The 26,141-nt window shown below is 73.7% G+C and carries 24 protein-coding genes; 9 read left to right on the top strand and 15 right to left on the bottom strand.

Features of this window, described 5'->3' with window-relative positions; genetic code table 11:
* Positions 1-12 precede the first annotated feature (12 nt).
* Positions 13-1,296: a TRAP transporter large permease gene (locus tag CR165_RS10130; protein WP_109516861.1), complete on the top strand. Its 1,284-nt coding sequence runs from the start codon at positions 13-15 to the stop codon at positions 1,294-1,296.
* Between the two features lie 57 nt (positions 1,297-1,353).
* Here the strand turns inward: CR165_RS10130 and hemA are convergent, their stop codons facing one another.
* Both hemA and CR165_RS10120 read right to left on the bottom strand, forming a co-directional pair.
* Positions 1,354-2,583 (bottom strand): 5-aminolevulinate synthase, encoded by a 1,230-nt coding sequence (gene hemA, locus CR165_RS10125; RefSeq protein ID WP_109516860.1) that lies wholly within the window; start codon positions 2,581-2,583, stop codon positions 1,354-1,356.
* 53 nt (positions 2,584-2,636) lie between these two features.
* Entirely contained in the window at positions 2,637-3,515 is an 879-nt protein-coding gene (locus CR165_RS10120) for a Rossmann-fold NAD(P)-binding domain-containing protein (protein ID WP_367604212.1), read from the bottom strand.
* A gap of 66 nt (positions 3,516-3,581) precedes the next feature.
* Between CR165_RS10120 and CR165_RS10115 the strand changes: the two genes are divergently transcribed.
* The gene (locus CR165_RS10115) at positions 3,582-4,451 is read left to right on the top strand and encodes a tetratricopeptide repeat protein (RefSeq protein WP_109516858.1); all 870 of its coding nucleotides are present in this window, start codon (positions 3,582-3,584) and stop codon (positions 4,449-4,451) included.
* 90 nt (positions 4,452-4,541) lie between these two features.
* Here CR165_RS10115 and CR165_RS10110 read toward each other — a convergent pair whose 3' ends face one another.
* On the bottom strand, positions 4,542-5,393 hold the full coding sequence (locus tag CR165_RS10110) for a DMT family transporter (protein WP_245906313.1): 852 nt from the start codon (positions 5,391-5,393) through the stop codon (positions 4,542-4,544).
* A 113-nt stretch (positions 5,394-5,506) separates the two neighbouring features.
* Between CR165_RS10110 and CR165_RS10105 the strand changes: the two genes are divergently transcribed.
* The 4 genes from CR165_RS10105 to CR165_RS10090 all read left to right on the top strand — a co-directional run bounded on the left by CR165_RS10105 (position 5,507) and on the right by CR165_RS10090 (position 9,217).
* Positions 5,507-6,568: a quinone-dependent dihydroorotate dehydrogenase gene (locus CR165_RS10105; protein WP_109516857.1), complete on the top strand. Its 1,062-nt coding sequence runs from the start codon at positions 5,507-5,509 to the stop codon at positions 6,566-6,568.
* Positions 6,565-7,422, top strand: a complete 858-nt coding sequence (locus CR165_RS10100; protein WP_109516856.1) for a TIGR01459 family HAD-type hydrolase — start codon at positions 6,565-6,567, stop codon at positions 7,420-7,422. The genes CR165_RS10105 and CR165_RS10100 overlap by 4 nt, the downstream gene beginning before the upstream one ends.
* 129 nt (positions 7,423-7,551) lie before the next feature.
* Positions 7,552-8,787 carry a multidrug effflux MFS transporter gene (locus CR165_RS10095; RefSeq protein ID WP_109516855.1) on the top strand — a complete coding sequence of 412 codons (1,236 nt, stop codon included), beginning with the start codon at positions 7,552-7,554 and terminating at the stop codon, positions 8,785-8,787.
* Positions 8,788-8,863: 76 nt separating this feature from the next.
* Positions 8,864-9,217: an Hpt domain-containing protein gene (locus CR165_RS10090; RefSeq protein ID WP_109516854.1), complete on the top strand. Its 354-nt coding sequence runs from the start codon at positions 8,864-8,866 to the stop codon at positions 9,215-9,217.
* 82 nt (positions 9,218-9,299) lie between these two features.
* Here the strand turns inward: CR165_RS10090 and CR165_RS10085 are convergent, their stop codons facing one another.
* Complete coding sequence (locus tag CR165_RS10085; RefSeq protein ID WP_109516853.1) at positions 9,300-11,951, bottom strand: hybrid sensor histidine kinase/response regulator; 2,652 nt, start codon at positions 11,949-11,951, stop codon at positions 9,300-9,302.
* A 195-nt stretch (positions 11,952-12,146) separates the two neighbouring features.
* Between CR165_RS10085 and CR165_RS10080 the strand changes: the two genes are divergently transcribed.
* On the top strand, positions 12,147-14,480 hold the full coding sequence (locus tag CR165_RS10080; RefSeq protein WP_109516852.1) for a bifunctional diguanylate cyclase/phosphodiesterase: 2,334 nt from the start codon (positions 12,147-12,149) through the stop codon (positions 14,478-14,480).
* Between the two features lie 45 nt (positions 14,481-14,525).
* On the opposite strand, the gene CR165_RS10075 is transcribed toward CR165_RS10080, so the two are convergent.
* From CR165_RS10075 to CR165_RS10055, 5 genes are all read right to left on the bottom strand, one after another.
* Positions 14,526-15,278, bottom strand: a complete 753-nt coding sequence (locus CR165_RS10075) for an SDR family NAD(P)-dependent oxidoreductase (protein WP_109516851.1) — start codon at positions 15,276-15,278, stop codon at positions 14,526-14,528.
* A 119-nt stretch (positions 15,279-15,397) separates the two neighbouring features.
* Complete coding sequence (locus CR165_RS10070) at positions 15,398-16,096, bottom strand: M48 family metallopeptidase (RefSeq protein ID WP_245906311.1); 699 nt, start codon at positions 16,094-16,096, stop codon at positions 15,398-15,400.
* 38 nt (positions 16,097-16,134) lie between these two features.
* Positions 16,135-18,723, bottom strand: coding sequence for a response regulator (locus tag CR165_RS10065; RefSeq protein WP_219929719.1), 2,589 nt, complete (start codon positions 18,721-18,723; stop codon positions 16,135-16,137).
* 176 nt (positions 18,724-18,899) lie between these two features.
* A complete protein-coding gene (locus CR165_RS10060) occupies positions 18,900-19,214 on the bottom strand; it encodes a cupin domain-containing protein (RefSeq protein ID WP_109516848.1) in 315 nt (104 codons plus the stop codon).
* Between the two features lie 96 nt (positions 19,215-19,310).
* Entirely contained in the window at positions 19,311-19,814 is a 504-nt protein-coding gene (locus CR165_RS10055; protein WP_109516847.1) for a YcgN family cysteine cluster protein, read from the bottom strand.
* A 52-nt stretch (positions 19,815-19,866) separates the two neighbouring features.
* On the opposite strand from CR165_RS10055, the gene CR165_RS10050 reads away from it, so the two are divergent.
* Positions 19,867-20,358 carry an MmcB family DNA repair protein gene (locus CR165_RS10050; RefSeq protein WP_146201868.1) on the top strand — a complete coding sequence of 164 codons (492 nt, stop codon included), beginning with the start codon at positions 19,867-19,869 and terminating at the stop codon, positions 20,356-20,358.
* Between the two features lie 49 nt (positions 20,359-20,407).
* Here CR165_RS10050 and CR165_RS10045 read toward each other — a convergent pair whose 3' ends face one another.
* The 3 genes from CR165_RS10045 to CR165_RS10035 form a co-directional block, all read right to left on the bottom strand.
* Complete coding sequence (locus CR165_RS10045) at positions 20,408-20,764, bottom strand: DUF952 domain-containing protein (RefSeq protein ID WP_109516846.1); 357 nt, start codon at positions 20,762-20,764, stop codon at positions 20,408-20,410.
* Between the two features lie 9 nt (positions 20,765-20,773).
* Positions 20,774-21,097: a cell wall hydrolase gene (locus CR165_RS10040; RefSeq protein WP_245906309.1), complete on the bottom strand. Its 324-nt coding sequence runs from the start codon at positions 21,095-21,097 to the stop codon at positions 20,774-20,776.
* Between the two features lie 143 nt (positions 21,098-21,240).
* The gene (locus CR165_RS10035; RefSeq protein ID WP_146201867.1) at positions 21,241-21,597 is read right to left on the bottom strand and encodes a hypothetical protein; all 357 of its coding nucleotides are present in this window, start codon (positions 21,595-21,597) and stop codon (positions 21,241-21,243) included.
* A 94-nt stretch (positions 21,598-21,691) separates the two neighbouring features.
* Here CR165_RS10035 and CR165_RS10030 point away from each other — a divergent pair, with 94 nt between their 5' ends.
* Positions 21,692-21,916 carry a hypothetical protein gene (locus tag CR165_RS10030; protein ID WP_109516844.1) on the top strand — a complete coding sequence of 75 codons (225 nt, stop codon included), beginning with the start codon at positions 21,692-21,694 and terminating at the stop codon, positions 21,914-21,916.
* Positions 21,917-22,004: 88 nt separating this feature from the next.
* Here the strand turns inward: CR165_RS10030 and terL are convergent, their stop codons facing one another.
* Genes terL through CR165_RS10015 form a run of 3 tightly spaced genes read right to left on the bottom strand, consistent with a single transcriptional unit; the run spans position 22,005 to position 26,087 of the window.
* Positions 22,005-23,450, bottom strand: a complete 1,446-nt coding sequence (gene terL, locus CR165_RS10025; protein ID WP_109516843.1) for a phage terminase large subunit — start codon at positions 23,448-23,450, stop codon at positions 22,005-22,007.
* A complete protein-coding gene (locus CR165_RS10020) occupies positions 23,431-23,754 on the bottom strand; it encodes a hypothetical protein (RefSeq protein WP_109516842.1) in 324 nt (107 codons plus the stop codon). Before CR165_RS10020 ends, terL begins: the two co-directional genes overlap by 20 nt.
* Positions 23,751-26,087: a hydrolase gene (locus tag CR165_RS10015; RefSeq protein WP_109516841.1), complete on the bottom strand. Its 2,337-nt coding sequence runs from the start codon at positions 26,085-26,087 to the stop codon at positions 23,751-23,753. Before CR165_RS10015 ends, CR165_RS10020 begins: the two co-directional genes overlap by 4 nt.
* Positions 26,088-26,141: the final 54 nt, after the last annotated feature.

Below are 26,141 nucleotides of genomic sequence, written 5' to 3'. Positions count from 1 at the left end.
CAGAGACCGCCCATGACCTTCCTGGCCCTGCTCGCGGCGCTGTTCGTCGTGCTCTATCTCGGCGTGCCGATGTTCGTGGCGCTGTTCCTGCTCCCGCTCGGCGTGCTGCTCTGGGTGGAGGGCGGCGTGCCGGCGCTGGGCGAGCTGGTGATCGGCCAGCTCGACGGCTACCTGCTGGTGGCCATCCCGCTCTTCATGCTGATGGCGCATGTCATGGTGCGCGGCCGGGTGGTGGACGACCTCTACGCCGCCGCCTTCGCGCTGCTGCGCGGGGTGCGCGGCGGCGTCGGCATCGCCACCGTCGCCGCCTGCACCATCTTCGCCGCCATCTCCGGCTCCTCGGTGGCCACGGCGCTCACCGTGGGCAAGATCGCCATCCCGCAGATGCTGCGCTACGGCATGAGCCGCAAGGGCGCCTTCGGCGTGGTGGCGGGCGGCGGCACGCTGGGCATCCTCATCCCGCCCTCGGCGCCGATGGTGCTCTACGCCTATGTCACCGAGACCAGCGTGGGCGCGCTGTTCCTGGCCGGGCTGCTGCCCGGGCTGATGATGGCCTGCGCCTTCGCCCTCTACTGCTACCTGACGGAGGGCCGCGCCGTGGCGCCGGCCGACGACCCGCCGCCGGAGAACGCCGCCCTGGCGTTGCGGCGCGCCGGCTGGTCGCTCTCGCTGCCGATCTTCGTGCTGGGCGGCATCTACATGGGCGTGTTCACCGCCACCGAGGCGGCGGGCACCGGCACGCTCTACGCCATCCTGATCGCCGCGCTGATCTACCGCACGCTGGGCTGGCGGGACCTGCTGGAGGGGGTGGGCGAGGCCACCCGCACCAGCGCCATGCTGCTGATGATCATCGCCGCCGCCGCCATCTACGGCTACATGCTGACCAAGCTGCGCGTGCCGCAGGAGCTGACGGCGCTGGTGCTGGAGTGGGGCCTCAGCCGCACCGGCTTCCTGGTGGCGATGATGGTGCTGCTGTTCCTGCTCGGCCTGGTGCTGGAGAGCTTCAGCATCATCCTGCTGACCATGCCGGCGATCCTGCCGGTGCTGGCGCAGCTCGGCATCGACAAGGTGTGGTACGGCGTGCTGCTGACGCTGAGCCTGGAGATGGCGCTGATCTCGCCGCCCGTGGCGATGAACCTGGTGGTCATCAAGGCGATCACCGGCGCGCCGCTGGCCGAGGTGAACCGCTCGATCATCCCCTACATGCTGATGCTGGCCGCGGGCACCGGGCTGCTGATCGCCTTCCCCGACATCGCGCTCTGGCTGCCGCGCGTGGCGGGCTACGGCGCCAACTGACAGAAAAAGATGAAGGGGCCCGGGGGAGAATTCCTTCTCCCCCGGCCTTTCTTTTCTTCAGGCGGCCTTCGCCACCCGCAGCACCTCCCCCAGCGCCCGCACCAGCTCCGCGATCATCGCATCGTCGTGGAAGGGCGTGGCGCAGAGGCGCAGCCGCTCCGTGCCGCGCGGCACGGTGGGGTAGTTGATCGGCGTGACGTAGATCGAGAATTCCTCCAGCATCCGGCGCGCCACGGCGCGGCAGGCATCGGCCCCCGGCACGGGGACGGGCACGATGTGGCTGTGGCTGTCGAGCCGCGGCAGGCCGGCGGCGTCCAGCGCCGCCTTCAGCGCCGCGGCGCGGGATGCGAGCCGCTCGCGCAGCGCGGCATCGGCGCGGATGTGGCGGATGCTGGCCAGCGCGGCCGCCACGGTGGGCGGCGGCAGGGCGGTGGTGAAGATCAGCCCGCCGGCGACGGAGCGCACATAGTCCACGAGATCCGCCGCGCCGGCGATGTAGCCGCCGAACACGCCCACCCCCTTGGCCAGCGTGCCCTCGATGACGTCGATCCGCGCCGCCGCGCCGTCCCGCTCGGCGATGCCCGCGCCCTGCGGCCCGTAGAGGCCGACGGCGTGCACCTCGTCGAGATAGGTGATGGCGTCGTACTTCTCGGCGAGGTCGCAGATGGCGTGCAGCGGCGCGACGTCGCCTTCCATGGAATAGACGCTCTCGAAGGCGATGACCTTCGGCGCGGCGGGGTCGGCGGCGCGGAGCAGCTCCTCCAGGTGGCCGAGGTCGTTGTGGCGCCAGATGTGGCGCTTCGCCGGGCTGCGGCGCATGCCGTCGATCATCGAGGCATGGTTCATGGCGTCCGAGAACACCTCCATGCCCGGCAGCGCGGCGAGCAGCGCGGAGAGCGCCGCCTGGTTGGCCAGGTAGCCGCTGCCGAAGAGCAGCGCCGCCGGCTTGCCGTGCCAGGAAGCCAGCTCATCCTCCAGCGCGGCATGCAGCGGCGAGGTGCCGGAGATGTTGCGCGTGCCGCCGGCGCCCGCGCCATGCGCCGCCACCGCCCCGGCCGCCGCTTCCAGCACGGCGGGGTGGGTGCCCATGCCGAGATAGTCGTTGGCCGACCAGACGGTGATCTCGCGCGCGCCACCCGGCCCCTGACCGCCCGGGCCGTGCCAGCGGTAGGTCGGGAAGCGGCCGGCGATCTTCTCCAGCCGCGTGAAGTCCCGGTAGCGGCCCTCGTTCCGCAAGGTGCCGAGGTGCCGCGAACAATGGTCGAGCAGGGTCTGACGCGTGTCCATGGCCCGCCTCTATAGACCCTGCGCCCAGCCCTTGCAGCGGCGATGGTGGCGCATCAGCCCTGTTTCCGCGTCTCGCCTTCCCGGATGGCGCGCAGCCCGGCGCGGTAGTCCGGATGGCGCCAGCGCAGGCCGAGGGCGGCCTGGGTGGCGCGGCTGTCCACCCGCCGGTTCTCCGCCCAGAAGCTGCGCGCCATGGGCGACATGCCCGCCCAGGCCTCGGCGAAGGGCAGCAGGGGCGGCGGCGGCAGGCCGAGCAGCCGCGCCGCCTCCTCCGTGACCGCCGCGCCGGTGGCGGGTTCGTCATCGGCCAGGTGCAGCACGCGGGGGGCATCGGTGCGCCAGCCCGCCCCGGTCGCGGCGGCCAGCACGGCGGCGGCGATGTCGTCGCGGTGGATGCGGGAGAAGAGGTGGTCCGGCTTGTCCACCCGGCGGGCGCGGCCGGCGCGCAGCTCGTCCAGCGCGCTGCGGCCGGGGCCGTAGATGCCGGCGGTGCGGAAGATGTCGAGCGCCACGCCGCGCCCGGCCAGCGCCGCCCACCAGGCCCGCTCCGCCGCCAGCCGCCGCAGGGAGCGCTCCTGCGCGGGGGCGGGCGGCGTCGTCTCCGCCACCCAGCCGCCCTGCCGGTCGCCATAGACGCCGGTGGTGGAGAGGTAGCCCACCCAGCGCAGCCGGGTGGCGGCAGCCAGCGCCGCCGCATGGGCGGCCAGCACCGGGTCGCCGGCCCCGTCCTCCGGCGCGGCGGTGACGACGAGGTGGGTGGCCGCGGCGATCGCCGGCCCTGCCTCGTCGAAGCGGATCACCGCCACGCCGGGCGGCGCCGGCTCCCCGGCGCGCGGCGCGCGGCGGGTGCCGGCCACCGCCAGCCCCGCCGCCCCCGCCGCCGCCGCGATCGCCGAGCCGGCATAGCCCAGCCCCAGCACGAGCATCGCCATCAACATCTCCTGCACTGCGCCGCCCCCATGTGGCGCCGGTCCCACCCCCCGGCTAGAGTGCGCCGCATGCGAGCCCCCCTCCGCCATGCCATGCTGGGCGTCTTCGCCGCCGCCATGCTGACGGCGCTGGCCGGTGGCGCCTTCCTGCTGCATGCCCCCGCCTCGCCCGAGGCGGCGGAGGCCGCGCCGCCGCCCGCCGGCCCCGCCGCGACGGAGGAGGCGCTGCCGCTGCCGCCCGAGCCGCCGCGCCTGGCGGACGGGCCGGATTACGAGGCCTGCCTCGCCCAGCTGCGGCAGGACCCGGAGGGCGCCGCGCAGCGCGCCATGCAGTGGGAGGAGCGGGGCGGCGGCGACGGCGCCCGCCACTGCCTGGCCCTGGCGCTGCTGGCGCTGGGCGAGCCGGACCGCGCCGCCGGCCGGCTGGAGCGGCTGGCCGCCGGCGCCTCCGGCAGCAACGCGGCGCGGGCCTCGATCTATGCCCAGGCCTCGCAGGCCTGGATGATGGCCGGCGACCCCGGCCACGCCTATGGCGCCGCCACCCTGGCGCTGACCCTGATGCCGGACGACCCCGCCCTGCTGGTGGACCGCGCCCTGGCCGCCGGCGCCCAGGGCCGCTACGCCGAGGCGCTGGAGGACCTCAACCGCGCCGTCTCGCTCGACCGTGGCCGCGCCGAGGCCTGGGTGTTCCGCGCCGCCGCGCTGCGCCACCTGGACCGCACGGACGCGGCGATGCAGGACATCGAGACGGCGCTGCGGCTCGTCCCGCAGAACCCCGAAGCGCTGCTGGAGCGCGGCATCCTGCGCCAGCTCAAGGGCGATGCCGCCGGCGCCCGCGGCGACTGGCAGCGCGCCATCGCCCTCGCCCCCGACAGCGCGGCGGCGGATTTGGCGCGGCAGAACCTGGCGCTGAACGAGGCCGGCCCCCGGCGCCGCTGAGGCGCCGCCCCGCGCACCGCCCGGCAAGGCCGCCTTACTCCCTTACTTCCTTACCGCCTTACCCGTTGCCCGGGCCGGGCCACGGGGGCCTCAGCCATGCGCGCGGTGGGCCCGCTGGCTCATCACGCAGCCCAGCACCACGATGGCGGCGCCGGCCAGCGTCATCGGCGCCGGCAGCACGCCCCAGATCGCCAGATCCGCCAGCACCGCCCAGAGCAGGGCGGAGAATTCCAGCGGCGCCAGCTGCGCGGCGCTGGCCCGGCGGAAGGCCAGCGCCAGGCAGATGGTGCCGCCGCCGGCCAGCACGCCGTTGAGCGCGAGGAACAGCCAGTCCGGCCCCGCCGGCGGCACCCAGCCGGCCACGGCGAAGGGCGCCAGCACCAGCGCCCCCGGCAGCGAGGACCACAGGATCAGCCGCGCCACCCCCGCCTCGTGCCGCAGCCGGCGGTTGATGGTCATCACCATCGCGTAGCAGAAGGTGCCGAGCAGGGCGTAGCCATAGGCCAGCAGGCTGCCCCCCGCGCGAAGCCCCGGCGCCATGGCCACCAGCACGCCGAGGAAGCCCACGCCGCACCACAGCCATACCGAGCCCGGCAGCCGCTCGCCCAGCACCAGCCGGGCCAGGCCCAGCGTCATGAAGGGCGCGGTGAAGTAGACGAGATAGCCCTCGGCCAGCGGGATCTGCCGCAGCGCCAGGAAGAAGCCCAGCGCCGAGCCCAGCATGCCGGTGGCGCGCAGCAGGTGCAGCGCCGGGTGCGCCGTGCCCAGCGCGCCGCCCACCCCCGGCCGCAGCGCGCGCAGGCCCAGCAGCAGCGCCAGCAGCACCAGGTGGCGCACCAGCACCACCTGCTCCACCGGATAGCCCTGGGAGAGCAGCTTGCTGTTGGTGTCCAGCATCGCGAACAGGCCCAGCGCGGCCAGCATCAGCACGGAACCGCGCACCCTTCACGCCTCCTCGTCGTCCGGACAGGAAGCGGGGCTTCTCGGCCGCCGGGGGGCCCGCGTCAATTCCCGCCCTTCCCTTGTCCGGCCGGGCGGGGCACAAGCGGCGGGCCATGACCCCTGCCCTCGCCTCCGCCCTGATGCCGCTGATGCGCGGCATGGACCCCGAACGCGCGCACCGCCTGGCGCTGAAGGCGCTGGCCCTCGGCCTCGCCGGCCGCGACGCCACGCCGGACGACCCGGTGCTCGCCACCCATGCCCTCGGGCTCGACTTCCGCAACCCGCTCGGGCTGGCGGCGGGCTTCGACAAGGACGCGGTGGCGGTGGCGGCGCTGATGCGCCTGGGCTTCGGCTTCGTCGAGCCCGGCACCACCACGCCGCGGCCGCAGGCGGGCAACCCGCAGCCGCGCCTGTTCCGCCTGCCGGAGGATGCCGCGGTCATCAACCGCATGGGCATGAACAACGAGGGCGTGGACGCCTTCGCCGCGCGGCTGGCGGCGCTGAAGCGGCCCTTCCCCGCCGTGCTCGGCGCCAATATCGGCATCAACAAGGAAGGCGCGGAGCCGGAGCGGGACTACCCCGCCCTCTACAGCGCCGTGGCGGGGGTGGCGGACTACGTCACCATCAACGTCTCTTCCCCCAACACCCCCGGCCTGCGCGACCTGCAGGGCGAGGCGAAGCTGGCCGCCATCCTGGCCGCCGTCGCCGCCGCGCGGGCGGCGCAGCCGCGCCAGCCCCCCGTGCTGGTCAAGATCGCCCCCGACCTGGCGGATGACGCCGTGCCGGCGCTGGTCGAGACCTGCGTGGGCGCCGGCGTGGCGGGGCTGATCGTCAGCAACACCACCATCGCCCGGCCGGCCAGCCTGAAGGGCGCGCACAAGGGTGAGACGGGCGGCCTCTCCGGCCAGCCGCTGTTCGAGCCCTCCACCGCGCTGCTGCGCCGGGTGCACCGGCTGGCGGCCGGGCGCCTCACGCTCATCGGCTGCGGCGGCGTCAGCAGCGGCGCGCAGGCCTATGCCAAGATCCGCGCCGGCGCCGCGCTGGTGCAGCTCTACGCCGCCTTCGCCTATGCCGGCCCCGCTTTGGTGCCGCAGATCAAGCGGGAGCTGGCCGCGCTGCTGAAGCGCGACGGCTTCGCCCATGTCCATGACGCGGTGGGAGCCGACAACGCATGAAGATCCTGGAAAGCGTCGCCCCCCTGGCGGAGTCGTATGACGGCTTCATCCTCGACATCTGGGGCGTGCTGCACGATGGCGAGAAGCCCTATCCCGGCGTGCCCGAGGCGCTGCGCGAGCTGCGCGCGCGCCGCAAGCGCATCGTGCTGCTCTCCAACGCACCGCGCCGCTCCTGGACGGTGGGCGAGGCGCTGGCGGGCATGGGCCTCGGCGCCGAGCTGTTCGACGGCATCGTCACCTCGGGCGAGGTGGCCTGGACACTGCTGCGCGACCGCACCCACCCCTTCTTCGCGCCGCTCGGCCGCCGCGCCTTCCATATCGGGCCGGAGCGCGACCTCTCGGTGATCGAGAGCCTCGACATCAGCGTGACGCGCGACGCCGCGGCGGCCGACTTCGTGCTCAACACCGGCCCCGATTTCGAGCATGGCCGCGAGAGCGTGGCGCCCTACCTGCCGATGCTGGAGGCCGCCGCCGCCGCCGGGCTGCCGATGGTCTGCACCAACCCCGACCGCGCGGTGATGGTGGCCGGGCAGCGGCTGATCTGCGCCGGCGCCTTCGCCGACCGCTACATGGAGCTGGGCGGCCCGGTCATCGAGATCGGCAAGCCGGACCCGATGGTCTACGAGACGGTGCTCGCCACCCTCGGCCTGCCGGCGCACCGCATCGCCGCGGTGGGCGACACGCCGCACACCGACCTCGCCGGGGCCCAGGCTGTCGGCGTCGATGCCATCTGGGCGCTGACCGGGCTGGCGGGCGACCATTTCGGGCCGAACCCGACGCCGGAGGCGCTGGACGCCGAGGCGGCGCGGGAAGGCGTCACGCCCAAGGTGGCGCTGCGCAGCCTGCGCTGGTGACGGCAACCGGGGGGAGACATCCCCCCGCCGCCTTCACGGAAGGCTGGGCTGCGCGGGGCGCATGGCTCCGTCACCAAAGGTGAACGGGCGTGGGTGGCCCGCCGGCGGCGCAGCCCATAGGCTGGCGGCATGAGCCCACGCGACGTCGTCCAGGAAGAAAACCTCCAAGCGTTCGTCCACCCCCCGCCGCGCCGCGTGCCGAAGACCTGGCTGCTGACGCTGCTGATGGGCCTCGGCCCCTTCAGCATGCAGATCCTCATCCCCTCCCTGCCGCTGCTGGCCGGGATCTTCGCCGTGCCCTACGCCACGGCGCAGATGACGCTGACGGTCTATCTCGTCGGCATCGCGCTCGGGCAGCTCATCTACGGGCCGCTCTCGGACCGCTACGGGCGGCGGCCGCTGCTGCTGGCGGGGCTGGCCATCTACCTGCTGGGCTCGCTGGCGGCGCTGCTGGCGCCCACCATCGGCTGGGTGGTGGTGGCGCGGGCGGCGCAGGCGGCGGGCGGCTGCGCCGGCATGGTGCTGACGCGGGCCATCATCCGCGACGTCTTCCCGCGCGACCAGGCGGCCAGCAAGATCGGCTTCGTCATGATGGGCATGACGGTGGCGCCGATGCTGGCGCCGCTGCTGGGCGCCGAGCTGACCACCGCCTTCGGCTGGCGCGCCACCATGCTGGCCTGCGTGGGCTTCGGCCTGGCGCTCGGCGTGCTGGCGCTGCGCCTGCCGGAGACCCTGGCCGAGAAGCAGCCGCTGCCCGGCCTCGCCGGCATGCTGCGCGCCTACTGGCAGCTCGCGCGCATCCGCAGCTTCCGCTGCTACGCCGCCATCACCACCTGCACCACCGGCGTGTTCTTCGCCTTCATGGCCGGCGCGCCGCGCGTGCTGATGGACGGCATGGGCTACACGCCGCGCGCCTATGCCATCGCCTTCATGGTCATCTCGGTGGCGTTCGGCGGCGGCTCCTTCATCGCCGGCCGCTATTCGGCGCGGCTCGGCCTGGCGCGCATGCTGCGGCTGGGGCTGGTGGTCAGCAGCGCGGGCGCGGTGCTGGCCATCGCCGCGCAGGCGCTGCTGCCGCTCTCCATCGTCATCTTCTTCCTGCCCATGGCCATCGTGGCGCTGGGCAACGGCGTGTCGCAGCCCAACGCGGTGGCGGCGGCGGTCAGCGTGCGGCCGCAGCTGGCCGGCACCGCCTCCGGGCTGGTGGGGGCCTTGCAGATGGGCTTCGGCGCGGTCATGACGCTGCTGGCCAGCGCGGTGGAGCTGGGCTCAGGGATCGGCACCGCCGCCACCATGGCGGGCTGCGCCCTCGGCGCCCAGCTGGCCCTGCGCGGTGCCCGCAGGACGCAGGAGGCGCAGGGCTGAACTCCTGTCATCACATTGCCCTGTCTCACACCTGGCGGCGTTGACCGGCCATGGCAGGTTTGCAAGGGTCCGCGTTGTGAATGCTCTTGATCCCCAGATTGCCCGCCAGCTCGCCGAGGACCTCCCCTCGGAGGTTTTCGTCAATATCCTCCGCACCTTCGAGGCCGACCTGGCCCGGCTGGCGGAGCAGATGGTCACGGCGGCGCAGCAGGGAGATCTGGAGGGCTACCGGCGCGGCGCGCACGGCCTGGCCGGCGCCGCCGGCGCCATCGGGGCGCGGCGGCTGGAAAGCCTGGCCCGGCAGGCCATGAACCCGCGCGACACCACCCCGCCCGAGCAGCTCCTGCCGCAGCTCGGCACCGCCGCGCAGGAGACGCTGCAGGAGCTGGTGGCGCTGAGCAGCAACCCCCCCGCTCCGCCGACGCGCTGAGCCGGCGGCCGCCGGCCCCGCCCTTCCCCCCGCTTCCGCCGGGGGGAGCACGCTCCGGCCTGGCCGGCGGAGGCGCGGCTCCCTAGCTCGCCATGCGGGCGCCGCGCCATTCCAGCACCCGCAGCAGCGCGCCCAGCAGCGCCGGGCGCTGCACCGGCTTGGCCAGGTAATCGTCCATCCCCGCCTCGCGGCACTGGCGCTCGTAATCCGGTCCCACGGCGGCGGTCAGGCCGATGATGCGGCTGCCCTGGCAGGGGCCCGGCCGGGCACGGATGGCCCGCGTCGCCGCCAGCCCGTCCATCACCGGCATCTGCAGATCCATGATGATGACGTCGTAGGCCGCCGCCATGGCGGCGGCGACGGCCTGCCCGCCATCCTGCGCCAGCGCCACGGTGCAGCCGCAGCGATCCAGCAGCGCGCGCATGACGAGCTGGTTGGTGGCGTTGTCCTCCACCAGCAGCACGCGCAGGCCCAGCTCGGGACTCTCCCCGGCGGCGGGCGGCAGGGGCCGGCGCGGCGCCTCTTCCGCCGGCGCCAGCGCCGCCTCCAGGGCCCGCCGCAGGCGCTGCGGCAGGACGGCACGCGGCAGGCAGGGCAGGCCCTCCGCCTCCTCCGCTCCCGGGCCTGCGCCGCAGAGCAGCATGGCGGGGGCCGCGGCGCCGGCGGCCTCCTGCATCTGGCTGGCCAGGGCCGGGCCGGAGCGGCTTTCCCCCCCATGCTCGATCAGCGCCAGGGCGAAGCGCTGCCGGCGCAGCGCCGCCAGCGCCGCCGCCGCATCGGCCACCACCAGCGGCACGGTGCCCATCGCCTCGAGCTGGCGCTGCAGGATCTCGCGCTGCGCCGCCAGCCCGTCCACCGCCAGCACGCGCTGCCCGGACAAGGGGTTGCCGGCCTGCGGGGCCGCAGCGCCCCCCGAGGTAGCGGGAAGGGCGGGAGCGAGGCCGGCCTCCAGGTGGAAGCGGAACGCGCTGCCGCCGCCGGGCCGCGGCGCGGCGCTGATGCCGCCGCCCATCATCTCCAGCAGCCGCCGGCAGATGGCCAGGCCCAGCCCGGTGCCGCCATAGCGCCGGCTGATCGAGGCATCGGCCTGGGTGAAGCGCTCGAACAGCGTCGGGATGCTGGCGGGGTCGAGGCCGATGCCGGTGTCCAGCACGCCGCAGCTCAGCCGCCAGCATGGCCCCGCCTCGTGCCGGCCGGCCGGCATCGCCACCGCCTCCACCTCCAGCAGGATCCAGCCCGATTCCGTGAACTTCACCGCATTGCCGACGAGGTTGAACAGGATCTGCCGGAACCGCCCCGGGTCGCCCAGCACCTGCGCCGGCAGGTCCGGCGCCAGGTCGCAGAGCAGCGCCACGCCCCTGGCCTGGGCGCGCGGCGCGAACAGCTCGACGATGGTGGCGATCTCCGCCTCCAGGTCGAAGGCGATCCGCTCATGCGCGACAGCGCCGGCCTCCAGCTTGGAGAAGTCCAGGATGTCGTTGAGCAGCATCAGCAGGTGCTCGGCGCTGCGCTGGATGGTCTCGGCATAGCGGCGCTGGCCCGGCTCCAGCGGCGTGTCCATCAGCAGGCCGGTGACGCCGATCACGCCGTTCATCGGCGTGCGGATCTCGTGGCTCATCGCCGCCAGGAACTCCTCCTTGGCGCGGCTGCCGGCACGGGCGGCGGCCTCGCTCCTGGCCAGCGCCGCGCCCTGACGCTTCAGCGCCGAGGCCTGTCGGAACATCAGCCAGAAGGCGGCCAGCACGAGCAGGCCGAGCCCGCCCAGCGCCAGCAGCAGCAGCCCCGACCAGCGCCGGGCGGCGGCCAGGGCCAGGTCGCGGTCCTGCGCCACCTCCACCACCAGCCCGGCCGGGCGGGTCATGGCGAAGGCCGCGATCACCTCGCGCCCGTCCTGGTCCGGCCCCTCCCACGCACCGCTCTCGCGTCGGGGCAGGAAGTCGCGGAACGGCCAGGCGCTGGCGTTCAGCACGCCGATACCCTCCGTCCCGCCATCGGAGCGGCCCAGCAGCAGCCCGTTGCCGCTGTGCAGGCGCAGGCTCATGCCGAAGGCCGCGCCCTGCTGCCGCGACAGGCCGAGCAGGTGCTCGGGCGCCAGCAGGGCGATGGCGGCGCCGCGGAAGCCGCCCGCGGGCGCCAGCAGCGGCCGCGCCACCGGAATGCTCCAGCCGCCGCGCCGGGCGATGTCGAGCGGGGTGCTGCCGCCGGGGGGGCCGAGCAGGCGCCCCGCCTCCGGCTGGCCGACCCGCAGCAGCGGCGCGCTGACGCGCAGCAGCCGGAACCACTCGCGGTCCGCCAGGCCCTGCTCCAGCAGCGCGGCGGCGCTGGCGGCGACCACCCTGCCCTGGGCGTCGGCCACCAGGACGGCGCGCAGCTGCGGCAGGGCCCGCAGGCGCGGCAGGAGCGGCCGCAGCGCCTCCGCCGGGTCAGCCTCGGCGATGGCCGCGCCGCCGGGCAGGCCGGCGGCGAGGTCCTGCAGCAGCAGATCCACCTCCCGCAGCTCGCGCGAGAGCTGCTCCGCCACGCCGCCGGCCACGCCGCGCGCCAGCAGCCCGGCCTGGGCGGCGGTGTCCTGCACAACGCGCTCGCGCAGCAGGCTGTAGCAGGCGGCGATGCAGAGGCCGGCCAGCAGGGCGGCGGTGCTGAACAGCAGCCACGGCCGCGGCTCGTGGCGCGGCAGGGGGCCGAGACCCAGGAAGCGCAGCCAGCGGTTGAGGGGCATGACAACGGAGGGCATGGGCGGCCTTCTTACAATGCCCGCGCCCCGGAGCGTGAGAAGGAAAGCCGGTCTTTCGCGCGGCGCGTTCATCCGCCGCCGTCGCCGGGTCCCTAGCAAACATTTTGGTAATTCCCGGCCCACTCAGATAAGCATGCAGCTTCGCCGGCGCCGTCCCGGCCGGACGATCGCCAGGAGAATGAAAGGCCGCGGCGCATGATGCAGGTCTACCGGTGCATTACGGAACAGCATGACCTGCGGCTGGTGCTGCTGGCGGCCATTGTGTGCCTGGCGGGCTCGGTCGTGGCGCTGGGCGTGCTGCGGCGTGCCTTGCAGGCCGGCTCGTGGTCGCGCGGCGGCTGGCTGCTGCTGGCCGGCATGGCCGGCGGCTCGGCCATCTGGTGCACCCATTTCATCGGCATCCTGGCCTACGGGCCCGGCACCCGGCTGGGATTCGAGCCGCTGCTGACCCTGGTCTCGCTGGTCATCGCCATCCTCGCCTGCACCGGCGGCTTCGCCATCGCGGTGGGGCCGGCGCGCGGCGCGGCGCTGCTGGGCGGTGCGGTGGTGGGGGCGGGCGTCGGCGCCATGCACTACACCGGCATGCTGGCCTATGGCGCCAGCGGCGTGGTGACGTATGACCGCTTCTACCTGGCCGCCTCGCTCGCGCTGTCGGTGCTGTTCGGCATGGCGGCGGTCTGGCGCAGCCTGCGCGGCACCGGCTGGCGAAGCACCCTGGAAGGCGCGCTGCTGTTCGGCACCGGCATCTTCCTCCTGCACTTCACCGGCATGGCGGCGGTGCTGGTGCTGCCGCTGCCGCTGGACATGCCCGACAATGGCACCCAGGCCGCCCTGGCGCTGACGGTCGGGCTGGTGGCGCTGATGGTGATGGCCGCCGCCGCCGCCGCCTACCTGATCGACCACCGCAACGAGGAGGACGGCATGCTGCGCATGCGCCGCCTCGTCGACTCCGCGATCGAGGGGCTGGCCATCGTGCGGGATGGCCGCATCCTGGAAGCCAACCAGAGCTTCCAGGCGATGGTCGGCCTGCCGCGCGCCCAGCTGCTGGGGCAGGAGATGCCCGGCACGCTGCTGCCGCCGCTGCACCTGCCGGAGGGCCAGCCGGAGGCGACGGTGGAAACCCAGCTGCGCCGCGCCGACGGCACGCTGCTGGATGTGGAGCTGGTGGTGCGCGAGAACGTGCCGCGCCCGGGCAAGCGCGTCTTCGCGCTGCGCGACCTGCGGGAGCGGCGCGAGCAGGAGCGGCGCATCCGCCACCTGGCGCTGCACGACGCGCTGACCGGCCTGCCCAACCGCGCCCGCTTCACCCAGCAGCTGGAGCAGACGCTGCGTGCCGCCGGCGGGGCGCGGCAGAGCGTGGCGCTGATCCGGCTGGGCCTGGACCGGTTCAAGGAGATCAACGACCTGCATGGCCACATGGCCGGCGACGGGGTGCTGCGCAGCTATGCCCGGCAGCTCTCCGTCCTGGTGCCGGCCGGCGGCGTGGCGGGGCGCCTCGGCGGCGACGAGTTCGCCCTGCTGGTGCCCTACACGGCCGAGGGCGAGCTGCGCGGCCTGCTCGACGCGCTGGAGGCGCTGGCGCACCAGCCGCACTGGGCCGGGCATTCGGAGATCCTGGTCAGCGCCGGCATCGGCGTCGCGCTGTTCCCGCTGGATGCGAGGACAGGCGAGGCGCTGCTCGCCGATTCCGACGTGGCGATGCGCCGCGCCAAGACCCTGCGCAGCGGCGGCGCCTGCTTCTACCAGACGGAGATGGACGCCAGCGTGCGGGTGCGCCGCCGGTTGGCAGAGGATCTGCGCAGCGCCCTGGCGGACGGGCAGCTCCGCCTGTTCTACCAGCCGCAGGTGGAGCTGGCGACCGGCCGGCGCACCGGCTTCGAGGCGCTGATGCGCTGGCAGCACCCGGTGCGCGGCTTCGTCCCGCCGGCCGAGTTCATCCCGCTGGCCGAGGAGAGCGGGCTGATCCTGACCCTCGGCGAATGGGCGCTGCGCTCCGCCTGCGCCGCCGCTGCCGCCGAGCCGCGCATGGGCCGGGTGGCGGTGAACCTGTCTCCCCTGCAGTTCCTGCAGCCCGATCTGCCGCAGACCATCGCCACCATCCTGGCCGAGACCCGCCTGCCGCCGGGCCGGCTGGAGCTGGAGATCACCGAGACCATCCTGATGCAGGACCAGGAGCGGGCCCAGGAGATGCTGGGCCAGATCAAGGCGCTGGGCGTGCAGGTGGCGATGGACGATTTCGGCACCGGCTACTCGTCGCTCGGCACGCTGCGCGCCTTCACCTTCGACAAGATCAAGCTCGACCGCAGCTTCCTGCGCGAGATCGGCAGCAACCGCCAGGCCATGACCATCCTGCGCGCCGTGCTGGCGATCGGCCAGGGGCTCGGCGTGCCGGTCCTGGCCGAAGGGGTGGAGACCGAGGAGCAGCGCGCCCTGCTGCATGCCGAGGGCTGCGCCGAGGCGCAGGGCTACCTGTTCGGCCTGCCGCTGCCGCCGGAGGAGCTGGGCCTGCGCGGCAGCGCGGCGGCCTGAAGCCGCCCGCCTTCCGCCGCCCGCCTTCCGCCGCTGGCCCCGCCGCTAGTCCCGGTGCACGCGCAGCGGGCCGAAGCTCTGGCAGACCGGCATCACCTGCAGCGTGTTCACGTTCACCCGCGCCGGGCGCGAGGCCACCCAGTGGACGGCATCGGCGATGTCCTCCGGCGTCAGCGCCTCGGTGCCCTGGTAGACGGCCGCGGCCCGCGCCTCGTCGCCGAAGCGCACCTTCGAGAACTCCGTGCCGCCGACCAGGCCGGGCTCGACATCCGTCACCCGCACGGCGGTGCCGAACAGGTCGGCGCGCAGGTTCAGGCTGAACTGCCGGACGAAGGCCTTGGTGGCGCCATAGACGTTGCCGCCCGGATAGGGCCACTCGCCGGCGGTGGAGCCGATGTTGACGACATGGCCGCGGTTGCGCGCCACCATGCCCGGCAGCACCGCGTGGGTGACGGCGACGAGGCCCTTCACGTTGGTGTCGATCATCGTCTCCCAGTCCTCGAGGCTGGCGCGCTGGGCAGGCTCCAGGCCGAGGGCGAGGCCGGCATTGTTCACCAGCAGGTCGATCTCCGCCCAGGCGGGCGGCAGGCCGGCGATGGCGGCGGCGACGGCGGCGCCGTCGCGCACGTCCAGCACCAGGGGCAGCACCTTTTCCCGGCCCAGCTCGGCGGCCAGCGCCTCCAGGCGGTCCTGCCGGCGGCCGGCGGCGATGATGCGCGCGCCCTCCTCCTGCTGCGCGAAGCGGCGGGCGATGGCGGCACCGAACCCGGCGCTCGCCCCGGTGACGAGAAGAATCATGGCGGGTCTCCCTGCGCGGCAACGGGCTGCCGCTGCGCCGCCGGTATGGCAGGGCCGCCGCCGGGCGGGAAGCGCCCTTCCCCCCCTCCTCGCCCCGCCTGGCGCCCTGCCCGCCGGCCTCAGCCGATGCGCAGCAGCCCCGGCCCGTGCCGGCGCAACCACTCTCGCGCACCCTCGTGGCGCGGCGCCAGGCGGCCGAGCTGCGCCCAGAAGCGCGGCGAGTGGTTCCGCTCGGAAAGATGCGCCACCTCATGCGCCACCACCGAGTCGAGCACCCAGCCCGGCGCCATCACCAGCCGCCAGGAGAAGGCCAGCGTGCCATCCGGCGCGCAGCTGCCCCAGCGGCTGCGCGTATCCTTCAGCCGCACGGCAGAAGGCGCCACCGCCAGCGCCGCCGCGTGGCGCCGCACCCGCGGCGCGATGCGCCGGCCGGCCTCGGCCCGCAGCAGCTCCAGCACGCGGCGCGGCAGCGCCTCCGCGGCGCCCCCCACCAGGATGCGGCCGCCGAGCAGCTCGGCCGGGCCGGCGGGGTGGCCGGGGCGGTGCAGGATGGGGTGCGGCACATCGCCCAGCGGCACCAGCGCGCCTGGCCCGAGCGGCCGGCGCGGCGCCAGCGCCGCCATCTCCCGCGCCACCCATTCGGCGTGCCGCCGCAGCAGCGCCAGCCCGGCCCGGCGGCCCGCCTGCGGCGGCAGGACAACGACCACCACCCCCGCCACCGGGTCGATGCGCAGCGAGACATGCCGGGCGCGCGCCAGCGGGCGCCAGCGCACCGGGCAGGCCAGGGCGGGCGAGGCCGCGCCGGCGCGCAGCCGCACCGCCTCCGGCCGGCCGGCCGGATGGCGGGGCAGGAGGCTCAGGCCGCGGCGGCGCGCTGGATGGCCGCCTCGAGATCGCGCATGCCGTAGGGCTTGGTGAGGAACAGCGCGCCCGAAAGCCCCGCCGCCGCCTGCTGCCCGCCATAGCCGGAGGCGAAGACGATGCGCAGCCCCGGCCAGCGCGCCAGCGCCTGCCGCGCCAGATCCGGGCCGGAAAGGCCCGGCAGGCCGATATCGGTCAGCAGCACGTCGAAGCCCTCGCGCTCCAGCACCCGCAGGGCGGCGCGGCCGTCCCGCACGCCCACCGCCTGGAAGCCGAGGGCGGAGAGCATGTCCTCGGTGTCCATCAGGATCAGCGGGTCGTCCTCCACCAGCAGCACGCGGATGGCGCCGGCCGGAGCGGTCTCGGCCGGGGAGCGGTAGGCGGGCACGGGAACGCGCGGCGAGGCGGCGGCGGCCAGGGCCTGCCGGCGGTTGTTGAGGGTGTGGCGGATCTTGCGCGCCAGATCCTCGCGCCGGTAGGGCTTGGAGAGCAGGCTGACGCCCGGGTCGAGCCGCCCGCCATGGACGATGGCGTTCTCGGTGTAGCCCGAGGTGAACAGCACGGCCGCGTGCGGCAGCATGACCTGCACCTGCCGCGCCAGGTCGGGCGCGCGCACCGGCCCCGGCATCACCACATCGGTGAAGAGCAGGTCGATGGAGACGCCGCTGCGCGCCAGGGTGAGCGCGCTCTGTCCGTCCGAGGCCCGCAGCACGGTGTAGCCGAGGTCGTTCAGCATATCGACGACAGTGGCCTGCACCACCGGGTCGTCCTCCACCACCAGGATGGTCTCGCTGCCCCCCTCCACCGGCGACAGGGTGAGCGGCGGCAGCACCTCCTCCGCCTCGCGGCTGCGCGGCAGGTAGATGCGCACCGTGGTGCCCTGGCCCAGCTCAGAATAGATCTTGATGTGGCCCTGGCTCTGCTTGACGAAGCCATAGACCATGGAGAGGCCGAGGCCGGTGCCGCGCCCTTCCCGCTTGGTGGTGAAGAAGGGCTCGAACACCTTTTCCAGCAGCTCGGGCGGAATGCCGGCGCCGGTGTCGGAGACGGCGAGCATGACGTACTGGCCCGCCTTCACCTCCTCATGCTGCAGGGCGTAGAAATCGTCCAGCATGGCGTTGCCGGCCTCGATGGTCAGGCGCCCCGTGCCGTCCATCGCATCGCGCGCGTTCACCGCCAGGTTCAGCAGGGCGTTCTGCACCTGGTCCGGATCGGCCAGGGTGTTCCACAGCCCGCCGGCGATGACGGTCTCCAGCTCGATCGCCTCGCCCAGGGCGCGGCGCAGCAGGTCGTCCATCTCGCGCACCAGCCGGCCGAGATTGACCGGGCGGGGCTCCAGCGGCTGGCGGCGGGCGAAGGCGAGCAGCTGCGAGGACAGCTTGGCGCCGCGGTCCACCGCGCCCAGCGCCGCATCCAGCCGGCGCAGGTCGCCGGCGGAAAGCTGGGCCCGTTGCAGCATCTGCAGGTTGCCGCTCAGGATCTGCAGCAGGTTGTTGAAGTCGTGCGCCACGCCGCCGGTGAGCTGGCCGATGGCCTCCATCTTCTGGCTCTGGCGCAGCGCGGCCTCGGTGCGGCGGCGCTCGGCCTCGCTCTCCTCCAGCGCGCGGGTGCGCACGCGCACCATCTCCTCGAGCTGGTTCTTGTAGAGTTCCAGCTCGTCCGCGACGCGCTTCTGCTCGGTGATGTCGTAGCCCAGCACGAAGATGCCGGACACCTGGCCGTCACTGTCGAGGATCGGCTGGAAGACGAAGTCGAGGAAGCGCTCGACGATCTCGGCGCCGCCGAGCTGGCGCAGGGAGGCGGGCATGGAACGGCCGTTGAAGGCGCGGCCGGTGGCGTAGACCTCGTCGAGTATCCCGAAGAAGGGCTGCCCGCTCAGTTCCGGCAGGGCATGGCGCACCGGCTTGCCGAGGATGTCGTCATGCCCGACCAGGCTGAGATAGGCCTCGTTGGCGATCTCGAAGGTATGGTCCGGCCCGCGCAGGAAGGCGGCGAAGGCGGGGGCCTGCTCGACGAGGCGGCGCAGCTGCGTCCGCTCGGCATCCAGCGCCCAGTTCGCCGCCTGCACCTCCTGCGCCCGGCGGAACACGGCGCCCTCCAGCGAGGCCTCCGCATCCAGGCCGGCCTCGCCCTGCTCGGAGCTCATGTGGACCCGGCGGCGCAGCGCCTGGATCTCGGTCACGTCGTCGGTCTGCTGGAGGATGTAGCGGACCTCGCCATCCGCATCGAGGATCGGGGTGTGCGTGGCGCTCCAGAAGCGCTCCTCGAATAGCGTGCCGCTGTTGTTGTCAGTGCGGGGAATGGCGTAGCGGATCAGCGCCAGGGTATGTTGCGCGCGGGTCTGCAACACCGTCTGCAGCGACTTGCGGAGCTGCCGCGCGCCCTCCCCGTTCGGATCGTGCGGGCCGGAGGGGAAGGCATCGAAGATGTTGCGGCCGAGGATGTCCTCCGCCTGCCGCTCTGTGACACGGAGATAGGCGCGGTTGGCCCAGACGAGGACGAAGCGGGCATCCATCACCACGTAGGGATGCGGCGCAGCCTCCAGCCATGCCTCAAATTCCGTGGGAGCGAAGGCAGAGCGCAATGGACAAGAATCCCTGGGCAGACCGCATGACACCTGTCGCCAGATGAGGGGCCGGGCGGGCGGAAAAACAAGGACGGCGCCTGCGGCGCGGTACCGGAGCGCGACCTCAACGGCGGAGGGGCGCATCGCACCCTCCTGCCGGATTCGCGGGAAAAAGGGAAGCCCGAAGCGCGACCTTAGCCGGGAAACCCCTTCAGCTCGATCTCGACGAAGCTGAAAGCCGCGGAGCCGGAATTCACGACATTGTGCTCGACGCCGGCGGGCCGCTCATAGGAGGTGCCTGGGGTCAGGCTGACATCGGCGGTCTGCCCGCCCGGCAGCTCCAGCAGCATGGTGCCGGCGGAGACCGGCACCACCACGTATTTCCAGCCATGCCGGTGCCAGCCCGTCTCCGCCCCCACCGGAAAATCCCAGCGGGTGACCCGCAGATCATCGTTGTCGATCTGCACGGTGGCGGTGGCGGGCGGGCGGCAGCGCAGCGGCTCATTCATGGCGGGGACCTTTCCTGGGTGGGGACGCAGATCGGCTACGGCGAAACACGGCGCCGGGCAGACGGTCCGCCCGGGCCGGGAGGGACTTGGCCTGGCTCACCGCCCAGGCTTCCGCGGCGGGGCGCCGGGCGTCTCCGGCCCCGGTTCCTCGCCGGGCCACTCGCCGGGCCAGTCCGCCGCATGGTCCTCCAGGTCGCGCGCCGCGCGCTCCGGCACGGCGCGGCCACGCACCGAGGCGCCGGCGCGGTGCACCGTCTCGGGGTCGCCGGAGACCAGCGGGTGCCACCAGGGCAAATCCTTCCCCTCCGCCACCAGCCGGTAGGCGCAGGAGGGCGGCAGCCAGTCGATCTTCGCCAGGCGCTTCGGCGTCAGCTTCACGCAGTCGGGCACATGCTCGCGGCGGTTGGGGTAGTCGCGGCAGCGGCAGCTCCCGGTGTCGAGCAGGCGGCAGGCCACGTTGGTCCAGACCAGCGCCTCCGTGTCCTCGTCACGCAGCTTGTGCAGGCAGCAGCGGCCGCAGCCATCGCACAGGCTTTCCCACTCGGACCGGCTCATCGCCGGCAGCGTCTTGGTCTTCCAGAACGGCGGTTCAGCACCCATCGGCCCACACTAGGCCGGCACGGCTTGACGCGGGAGGGAACGGAGAGCGAACATGGGCGGGATGGCCGAGATCTCCCCCCTTCCCTCCATTCCGGAGCGGACCTTGACGGTGTGCCGCGCGGCGGCGCGGCTCTGCGGCCGGCTGGGCTGGGCGCCGGTGCTGGAAGTGCCGCTGCCAACCGGCCGGCGGCTCGACATCCTGGCGCTGGAGCCGGATGGCGGTTTCACCGCCATCGAGGTGAAGAGCTGCGCGCGCGACTTCCTCAGCGACGGCAAATGGCACGAGTACCGGGAATGGTGCGACCGGCTGTTCTTCGCGGTGGATCTCGATTTCCCGCAGGAATTGCTGCCGGAGGATGTCGGGCTGATCGTGGCGGAGGGGGGAGAGGCGGCCATCCTGCGGCAGCCGGCGGAGCGCCGGCTGGCGCCGGCGCGGCGCAAGGCGCTGCTGCTGCGCTATGCGCGGCTGGCGGCGGGGCGGCTGCAGGGGCTGTGCGACCCGGCCGGCGCGGCGGAGCTGCGCGCGGCGCTGCGGGTCGAGTGAAGGCCGAACTTCAGGACCAAGTCTCAGGGCCAGGTCTCAGGGCTAAGTCTCAGGGAATGTCCTCGGGGAAGCGGTGGAGGGCGTCCGGCCCGAGGGGCAGCGGCATCGACCAGCGCACCGCCGCCAGGGGCAGCGGGCCGTAGAGATGCGGGAACAGGCCAGGGCGCTTGCCGCCGCTGGCCGGCTCCCAGCGCAGCGCCACGCCCAGCGCCGCCGCATCCGCGGCGACCAGCCAGAGGTCGGGCTGGCCGGCGCGGTGCTTCGCGGCGCTGGCGCGGAGCTGGGCCGCGGTCGAGAAGTGCAGGAAACCATCCCGCGCATCCTCGGCGCTGCCGCGATACTGGCCGGCGGCGCGGGCCTCGCGCCAGTCCGCGTCGCGGACCATGGTGTAGATGAGGGGCTCCATCCCCTCCGTTTAGCGGGGCTCGACGCGGTAGAACAGCATGCAGCCGATCTCGGCCAGCGGCGGCACGCCGACCGCCCAGGGCGGCAGCTCGTCCACGTCATGCGCGTGGGTGGCGCCGCCGGTGGAGTCCGCCAGGGCGCCGGAGGCGGCGCGCACGGCGATGCGGCGGCAGATGGCATAGGCCGGGTCGCCCGGCGGGATGGCCAGCATCAGCGCATGGCGCAGGTGGTTGCGGTTCCAGCAGGAGAACTGGAAGGGCGCGCGGCAGATGGCCGACAGCCCCTGGCCCCAATGCGTCACCGCGCCGCTCTCGGCCAGGCGGACGCGGTTCATGATGGTCGCGGCCAGCGCCCTCAATGGCGCGGACCGGGCGGGTGCCGGCCTCGGCCCAGAGGGTCATGGCCAGGATGTCCTGGGCCGGCAGGGTCAGCACGTCGATGGTGCGGGACAGGGCGATGCTCATGTGAGGGGCTCTCTCAGCTGCGGTCTTCGGAGCGCCAGCCACGCTGGGCGGATTGCAGGGCCGCAGCAGCCGTGGCGGCTCGGGTGGCCGCATCGAGCTTCTCCTCGATGCGCAGCAATTGCCGGCTGAGGCGCTGGTCGACATCGCGGATCAGCGACAGCGGCACATAGGTGCGCGCCACCTCCAGCTTGAAGGCGGCGAGCTCGTCCCGCGTGCGCGCGAGCGCGTCGTAGTCGGCCCGCGGCGCCTCCTCGCCGCAGCGCTCGTCCGCGCCACGGCGCAAGCCGCGCAGCATCCAGGCGAGCAGCACCAGGATCGGGGCCTGGGCGACGGTGGCCAGCGTCTGGGGTTCCAGATCAAGCGGGTTCATCCGGCCCTCCTTGGCCTTCTTGAACACCACAGGCGCCGGCGCCACCCTCCGGGAAGGGGGCACCGACGCCTGCCGTGACGGTTGCGATGGAACGATGTGGAACGAGCCGTATCTTGAGACCTGCTGCCGCTCGGCGCTGCACAGGCTGCGCCTGGCGGGCCCGCTGGGCCGGCCCGATGGGCTGAAGGATGGCCCCTGCCTGCACCGGCTGGCTGGCATGGGCCTCGCCGCGCCACGCGCGGACGGGCGCTTCCGGCTGACGGCCGAGGGGGAAGCGCGGCATGCGGCGGACGTGCTGAAAACCCGGCGGGCTGCCTGAGCCAAGGCGCAATTGCGGCGCTGACGGAGGAACCTTACGGGCCATTCGGGCTATTATCAACAAAAAGTGAATTCGAATGGCAATTTTTTTATTGCGCCGCCATGCCGCGCCATCCAGGCGGCCGCGGCGCGGGCGGCAATCCCGGCAGGCGCACCGGCTCGGCCAGCAGGCAGCCGGAGAGCGCATCGAGCGCGTCGTCGCGCGTGCCGGGCGTGTCGGGCTTCCATTCCGCCAGCTCGGCGGCGAAGGGCGTGCGGAACACCTGGGCATGCGCATGCAGGCGCCGCCCCGCCAGCACCGGGTCCAGCGCCGCCAGGATGCGCTCCTGCTTCGGGCGGTGGCTGTGCTGCTCGACCACGGCGCAGGCGGCGCCGGCACGCGCCAGTTCCCGCCGCAGCAGGCTGGGCAGGAAGCGGCCAATGCCGTTCGTCTCCACCCGCAGCACCGGCAGCATCAGCTCGCCGGCGAGACGCGCCACCTGCCGGCATTGCTGGGTGGCCGGGTCCTCCGGTGAATCCGGATCGTGCGTCAGGTAGGCCAGGCGGTGCAGGTAGTGGTTGCCCTCCGCATCGGCGAAGCAGGCCGCCAGCACGCTGCCGTCGCCCCGGCCGGGGCGGCCATAGGCGGGGTCCCAGAAGCCGCCGCCCGAGACCATGCGGCGGCCGAGCAGGCTGAGCACCGGCCGCCCCAGCGCCTCGCGGTAGTCGATCTCCTCGGCGTAGCGGATGATCTGCGCCGGATCGAAGCGCGCGGCCCCCGCCGAGACGGCGCGCAACAGCATCTGGCGGGTGAAGTGCAGCGGGCCGACGCGGTCGCGCAGCTGCTCCACCGCCGGCACGGGGAAGCGCTCGGGCCAGGCGCTGCCGCCGGCAGCGTCGAGCAGCGGCACCACCAGGCGGCGGTAGCCGGCGAGATAGGCGCCCTCCGTGCCCGGCGGCACGTAGAGGCTTTCCGCGCAGTGCGGCGTGCCGACATAGAGGATCGTGCCGCCCGGCGTCAGGATGAACTCCGTCTCCGCCAGCCGCTCGCGCAGCTCCGCGCGCTTGCCCGGCGTGTCGCAATTGCCGGCCACCTCGACATCGTCGCAGATGATGACGTCGGCGCGGGTGCCCGTGATGTTGCCGCCGAGGCCGGCGGCCAGCATCGAGGGGTCGCGCAGCGCGCCGGCGCGGCGGACGGCGAAGCGGTCCGACGCCCAGGCCTCCGGCGCGTCCGGCAGCAGGTGGCGGCAGAGCGGGTGCCGCTCGATGATGCGCCGCACCGTGGCCACCATCTTGGTGGCCAGCGGGTGGTCGGCCGCCAGCACCAGGATCCGCGTCTCCGGCCAGCGCGCCAGCAGCCAGGCGCAGTAGAGGCCGACCAGCGTGGACTTGCCGCAGCCGCGGAAAGCCATCAGCAGCAGCCGGTTGTCGCCGGCCGCGCGGCGGCCCGCCAGCCAGCGCAGGATGCGCCGGTGCACGGCGGGCGTGTCCTGCCCCGCCTCGATGTTCCAGACCCAGACGAACTCGATCAGCTCAACCGGCGGCTCCGTCATCGGTGTCGCTCTCCTCCTCAGCCTCTAGAGAGGCATCGGCCAGGGCGCCGCGCGCCTGGCGCAGCAGGGCCACGGCATGCGCCATGCCCTGCTCCTCCCCGCTCGCGCAGGCCGCGCGGGCGAGCTTCATCAGGTGCTCCAGATGCGTCAGGGCGGCCTTCGCCGCGGCATGGTGCGCGGCGAAGGCCTTGGCATCGTCATGCGTGCCGGGCACGGGCCCGCGCACCACGAAGGCGTTGTAGTCGTCCACCACATGCCGGATGGCACGCTGCAATTCCTCCGCGACAAGTTCGGTGCGGCTCACAGGCGCGGCTTCACGGCGCGCACGAACAGCGTGCCGGCCGCCAGGTCGATGGCCGTGGAGGCATGGCGGTTGCGGAACTGCACCGTCACCGTGCCCGGGGCGCCGGCCGTGGCCGAGGTGGTGATGGTCGGCACCGTCTCGACGAAGGCCGAGAGGGCGGTGTAGCTGGCCTGCACGAAGTCGCCGCCGACCACGCCGGGCACCGGCACCACCTGCGTGGCGGCGGCGCCGGCGGCGAGGTTCCCCAGGTCGAAATCGAGGCTGCCGGTGTATTCGCGCACGCCCCATCTGCGGCCGCCGCCATAGACCAGCGCGGGCGAATGCAGCGGCGAGCAGTAGAGGCGCAGCGCCTTCAGCACCGCGCCGGCGGAGCCGCCGCGCACGCCGATGGCGGCGTAGCGCGCATTGGCGTGCAGCGTGACGCGCTGCAGACGGTTGATCGGGAAGCCCCCCACCAGGCTGTCGAGATCGGCGTTGCCCTCCCAGAAATGGCTCGGGCTGCCCGACCACAGCGTGTTCATGTTGGAGAGCATGACGCGGCTCGCCTCGCCCAGCACCGCCTCGCCGGCGTCGAACTGCATCACCACCGGGCGCAGCTCGCTGCCCTCGGCGGCGAGGAAGAACTCCTTGCACTCCCCGCAATCGACGATGAAGGCGAGGGCGCGGCTGGTCGGGAGGCCGACGCTGTCCGAATTCAGCGTGATCTGCGACAGGCCGGCGAAGGCGAAGCCGGACAGCGTGGCGGGCGGGCCGGCGGGGTTGCCGGACAGCACAGCCATCTGCTCGAACCCCACGCCATCCGCCGTGTCGATCGTCTGGCGGAAGGCGCGGCGCCGGACATTCTCCGCCGCCGCCACCAGGCGGGGGGCGCCATGCGCCGCCGTCGCCTGGTGCAGCGCCACCACCGTGCCGCCGGCGCGCGTGGCCGCCGCGGTGTAGTCGATGGCGGCGCCGGTGAAGGCGTAGGTGCCGGCATAGGCCACCTCGTAGAGGCAGTCATTGGCGCCACCGGCATGCCGCGCCACATACGGGCTGCACTGCTCCATGCGAACATTGCGCGCGACGATGCCGCGCTCGTCCCCCGCCTCCAGCAGGAAGGGGATGGCGTCCACCGTGCCGGGCGTCCCCTGGCGCTGCAGCTCGAAGGCGGGGCCGTAGAAGGTGTGCGCATTGTGCCGCGGATAGGCTCCGGGCGCGCAGGAGAAGCGCACGCCGAAGCGCGAGATCTCCGGATGCACGCTGCCGCTGTTGGCGAAGTGGCCGCCGACGTAGCGGATGGAATTGTTCCAGGCGGCGGCGCTGCTGGTGCGGATGTCGAGGCCGATGCGGTTGTTCACCAGCCGGCCGAGATGCAGCGTGCTGTCCTCGAAGCCCAGCTCGTCGCCCAGCGTGCGGACGCCGATGGTGAAACCCTCCACCTGGCGGATCTCGACGAGGCAGGCATCGAGGTTGCGCAGCAGCAGGCCGATATCCGCCTCGCTGGCCCAGTCGGAGAGGCTGGCGCGCAGCACGCGCAGCCCCTGGTAGAGCTTTGCCTGGTTGCGCGTCGCGGCGCCGTCGCCGATGGTCAGCGCCGCCTCGCCGCCGAGCCCGGCATAGACGATGCTGCCGCGCATGATCAGCCCGGCGGCGGCGCCCGGCAGCACCAGCGGCATGCTGGTGCGGTGGCTGCCCTCGCCGATCTCCAGCAGCTTTCCGGCGGCGGCGGCGGCGTTCATCGCTGCCTGCAGGGCGGGGCCGTCATCGCTGATCCCGTCTCCGGCCGCACCGAAGTCGCGCGCGGTCAGCCGCTCGGCCAGCTTGTCCTCGACGGTGCGCGGGATGGCGCCCTCGAACGGCGCCTCCAGCACCGGCTCGCGCGGCACGGCGGTGACGTTGCCCAGGCTGTCGAAGCCGAGCAGCCGGTTGGCGCGGCCGCCACGGCCGGGCAGCACCAGCTGCGCCGGCAGGTCGCCCGGCCCCGTGCGCACCGTGTTGGCGATCTCGTCGCGCAGGCCCTGCAGGATCGCGGTCTGCCGGTCCAGCTCGTCGTTCAGCACCTTGGCGCGCAGCACGCCGTTCGGCTGGAAGTCCGTGACGCGCTCGATCGGCAGCACGCGGCGCAGCAGCACCTGCCGCCCGGCGCCGGGCGGCGCGTCGAACACCACCGTGCCGCCTTCCGAGGCGCCGGCGCCCTGCACCGCGTAGCCACCGGACTGCACGAGGCCGTCGACGCGGACTTCCAGGTCCCCGGCTTCGAAGATGGGAAAGGGATAGACGAAGGTGGTCAGCGCGCCATCCGCCGCGTAATGCACACGCGGCGTGATGTCGCCGATGCGGATATGCTCGGCCATGCGGATCTCTCATACGGATGGTGGGATGGAGCGGCCGCCGGCCGCGGACGTGCC

Origin of the sequence: Teichococcus aestuarii, from assembly GCF_003116135.1 — a bacterium.
Taxonomy (GTDB): domain Bacteria; phylum Pseudomonadota; class Alphaproteobacteria; order Acetobacterales; family Acetobacteraceae; genus Pseudoroseomonas; species Pseudoroseomonas aestuarii.
The sequence above is the reverse complement of the archived record's forward strand: the minus strand, read 5'-3'. Positions and strand labels throughout refer to the sequence as shown.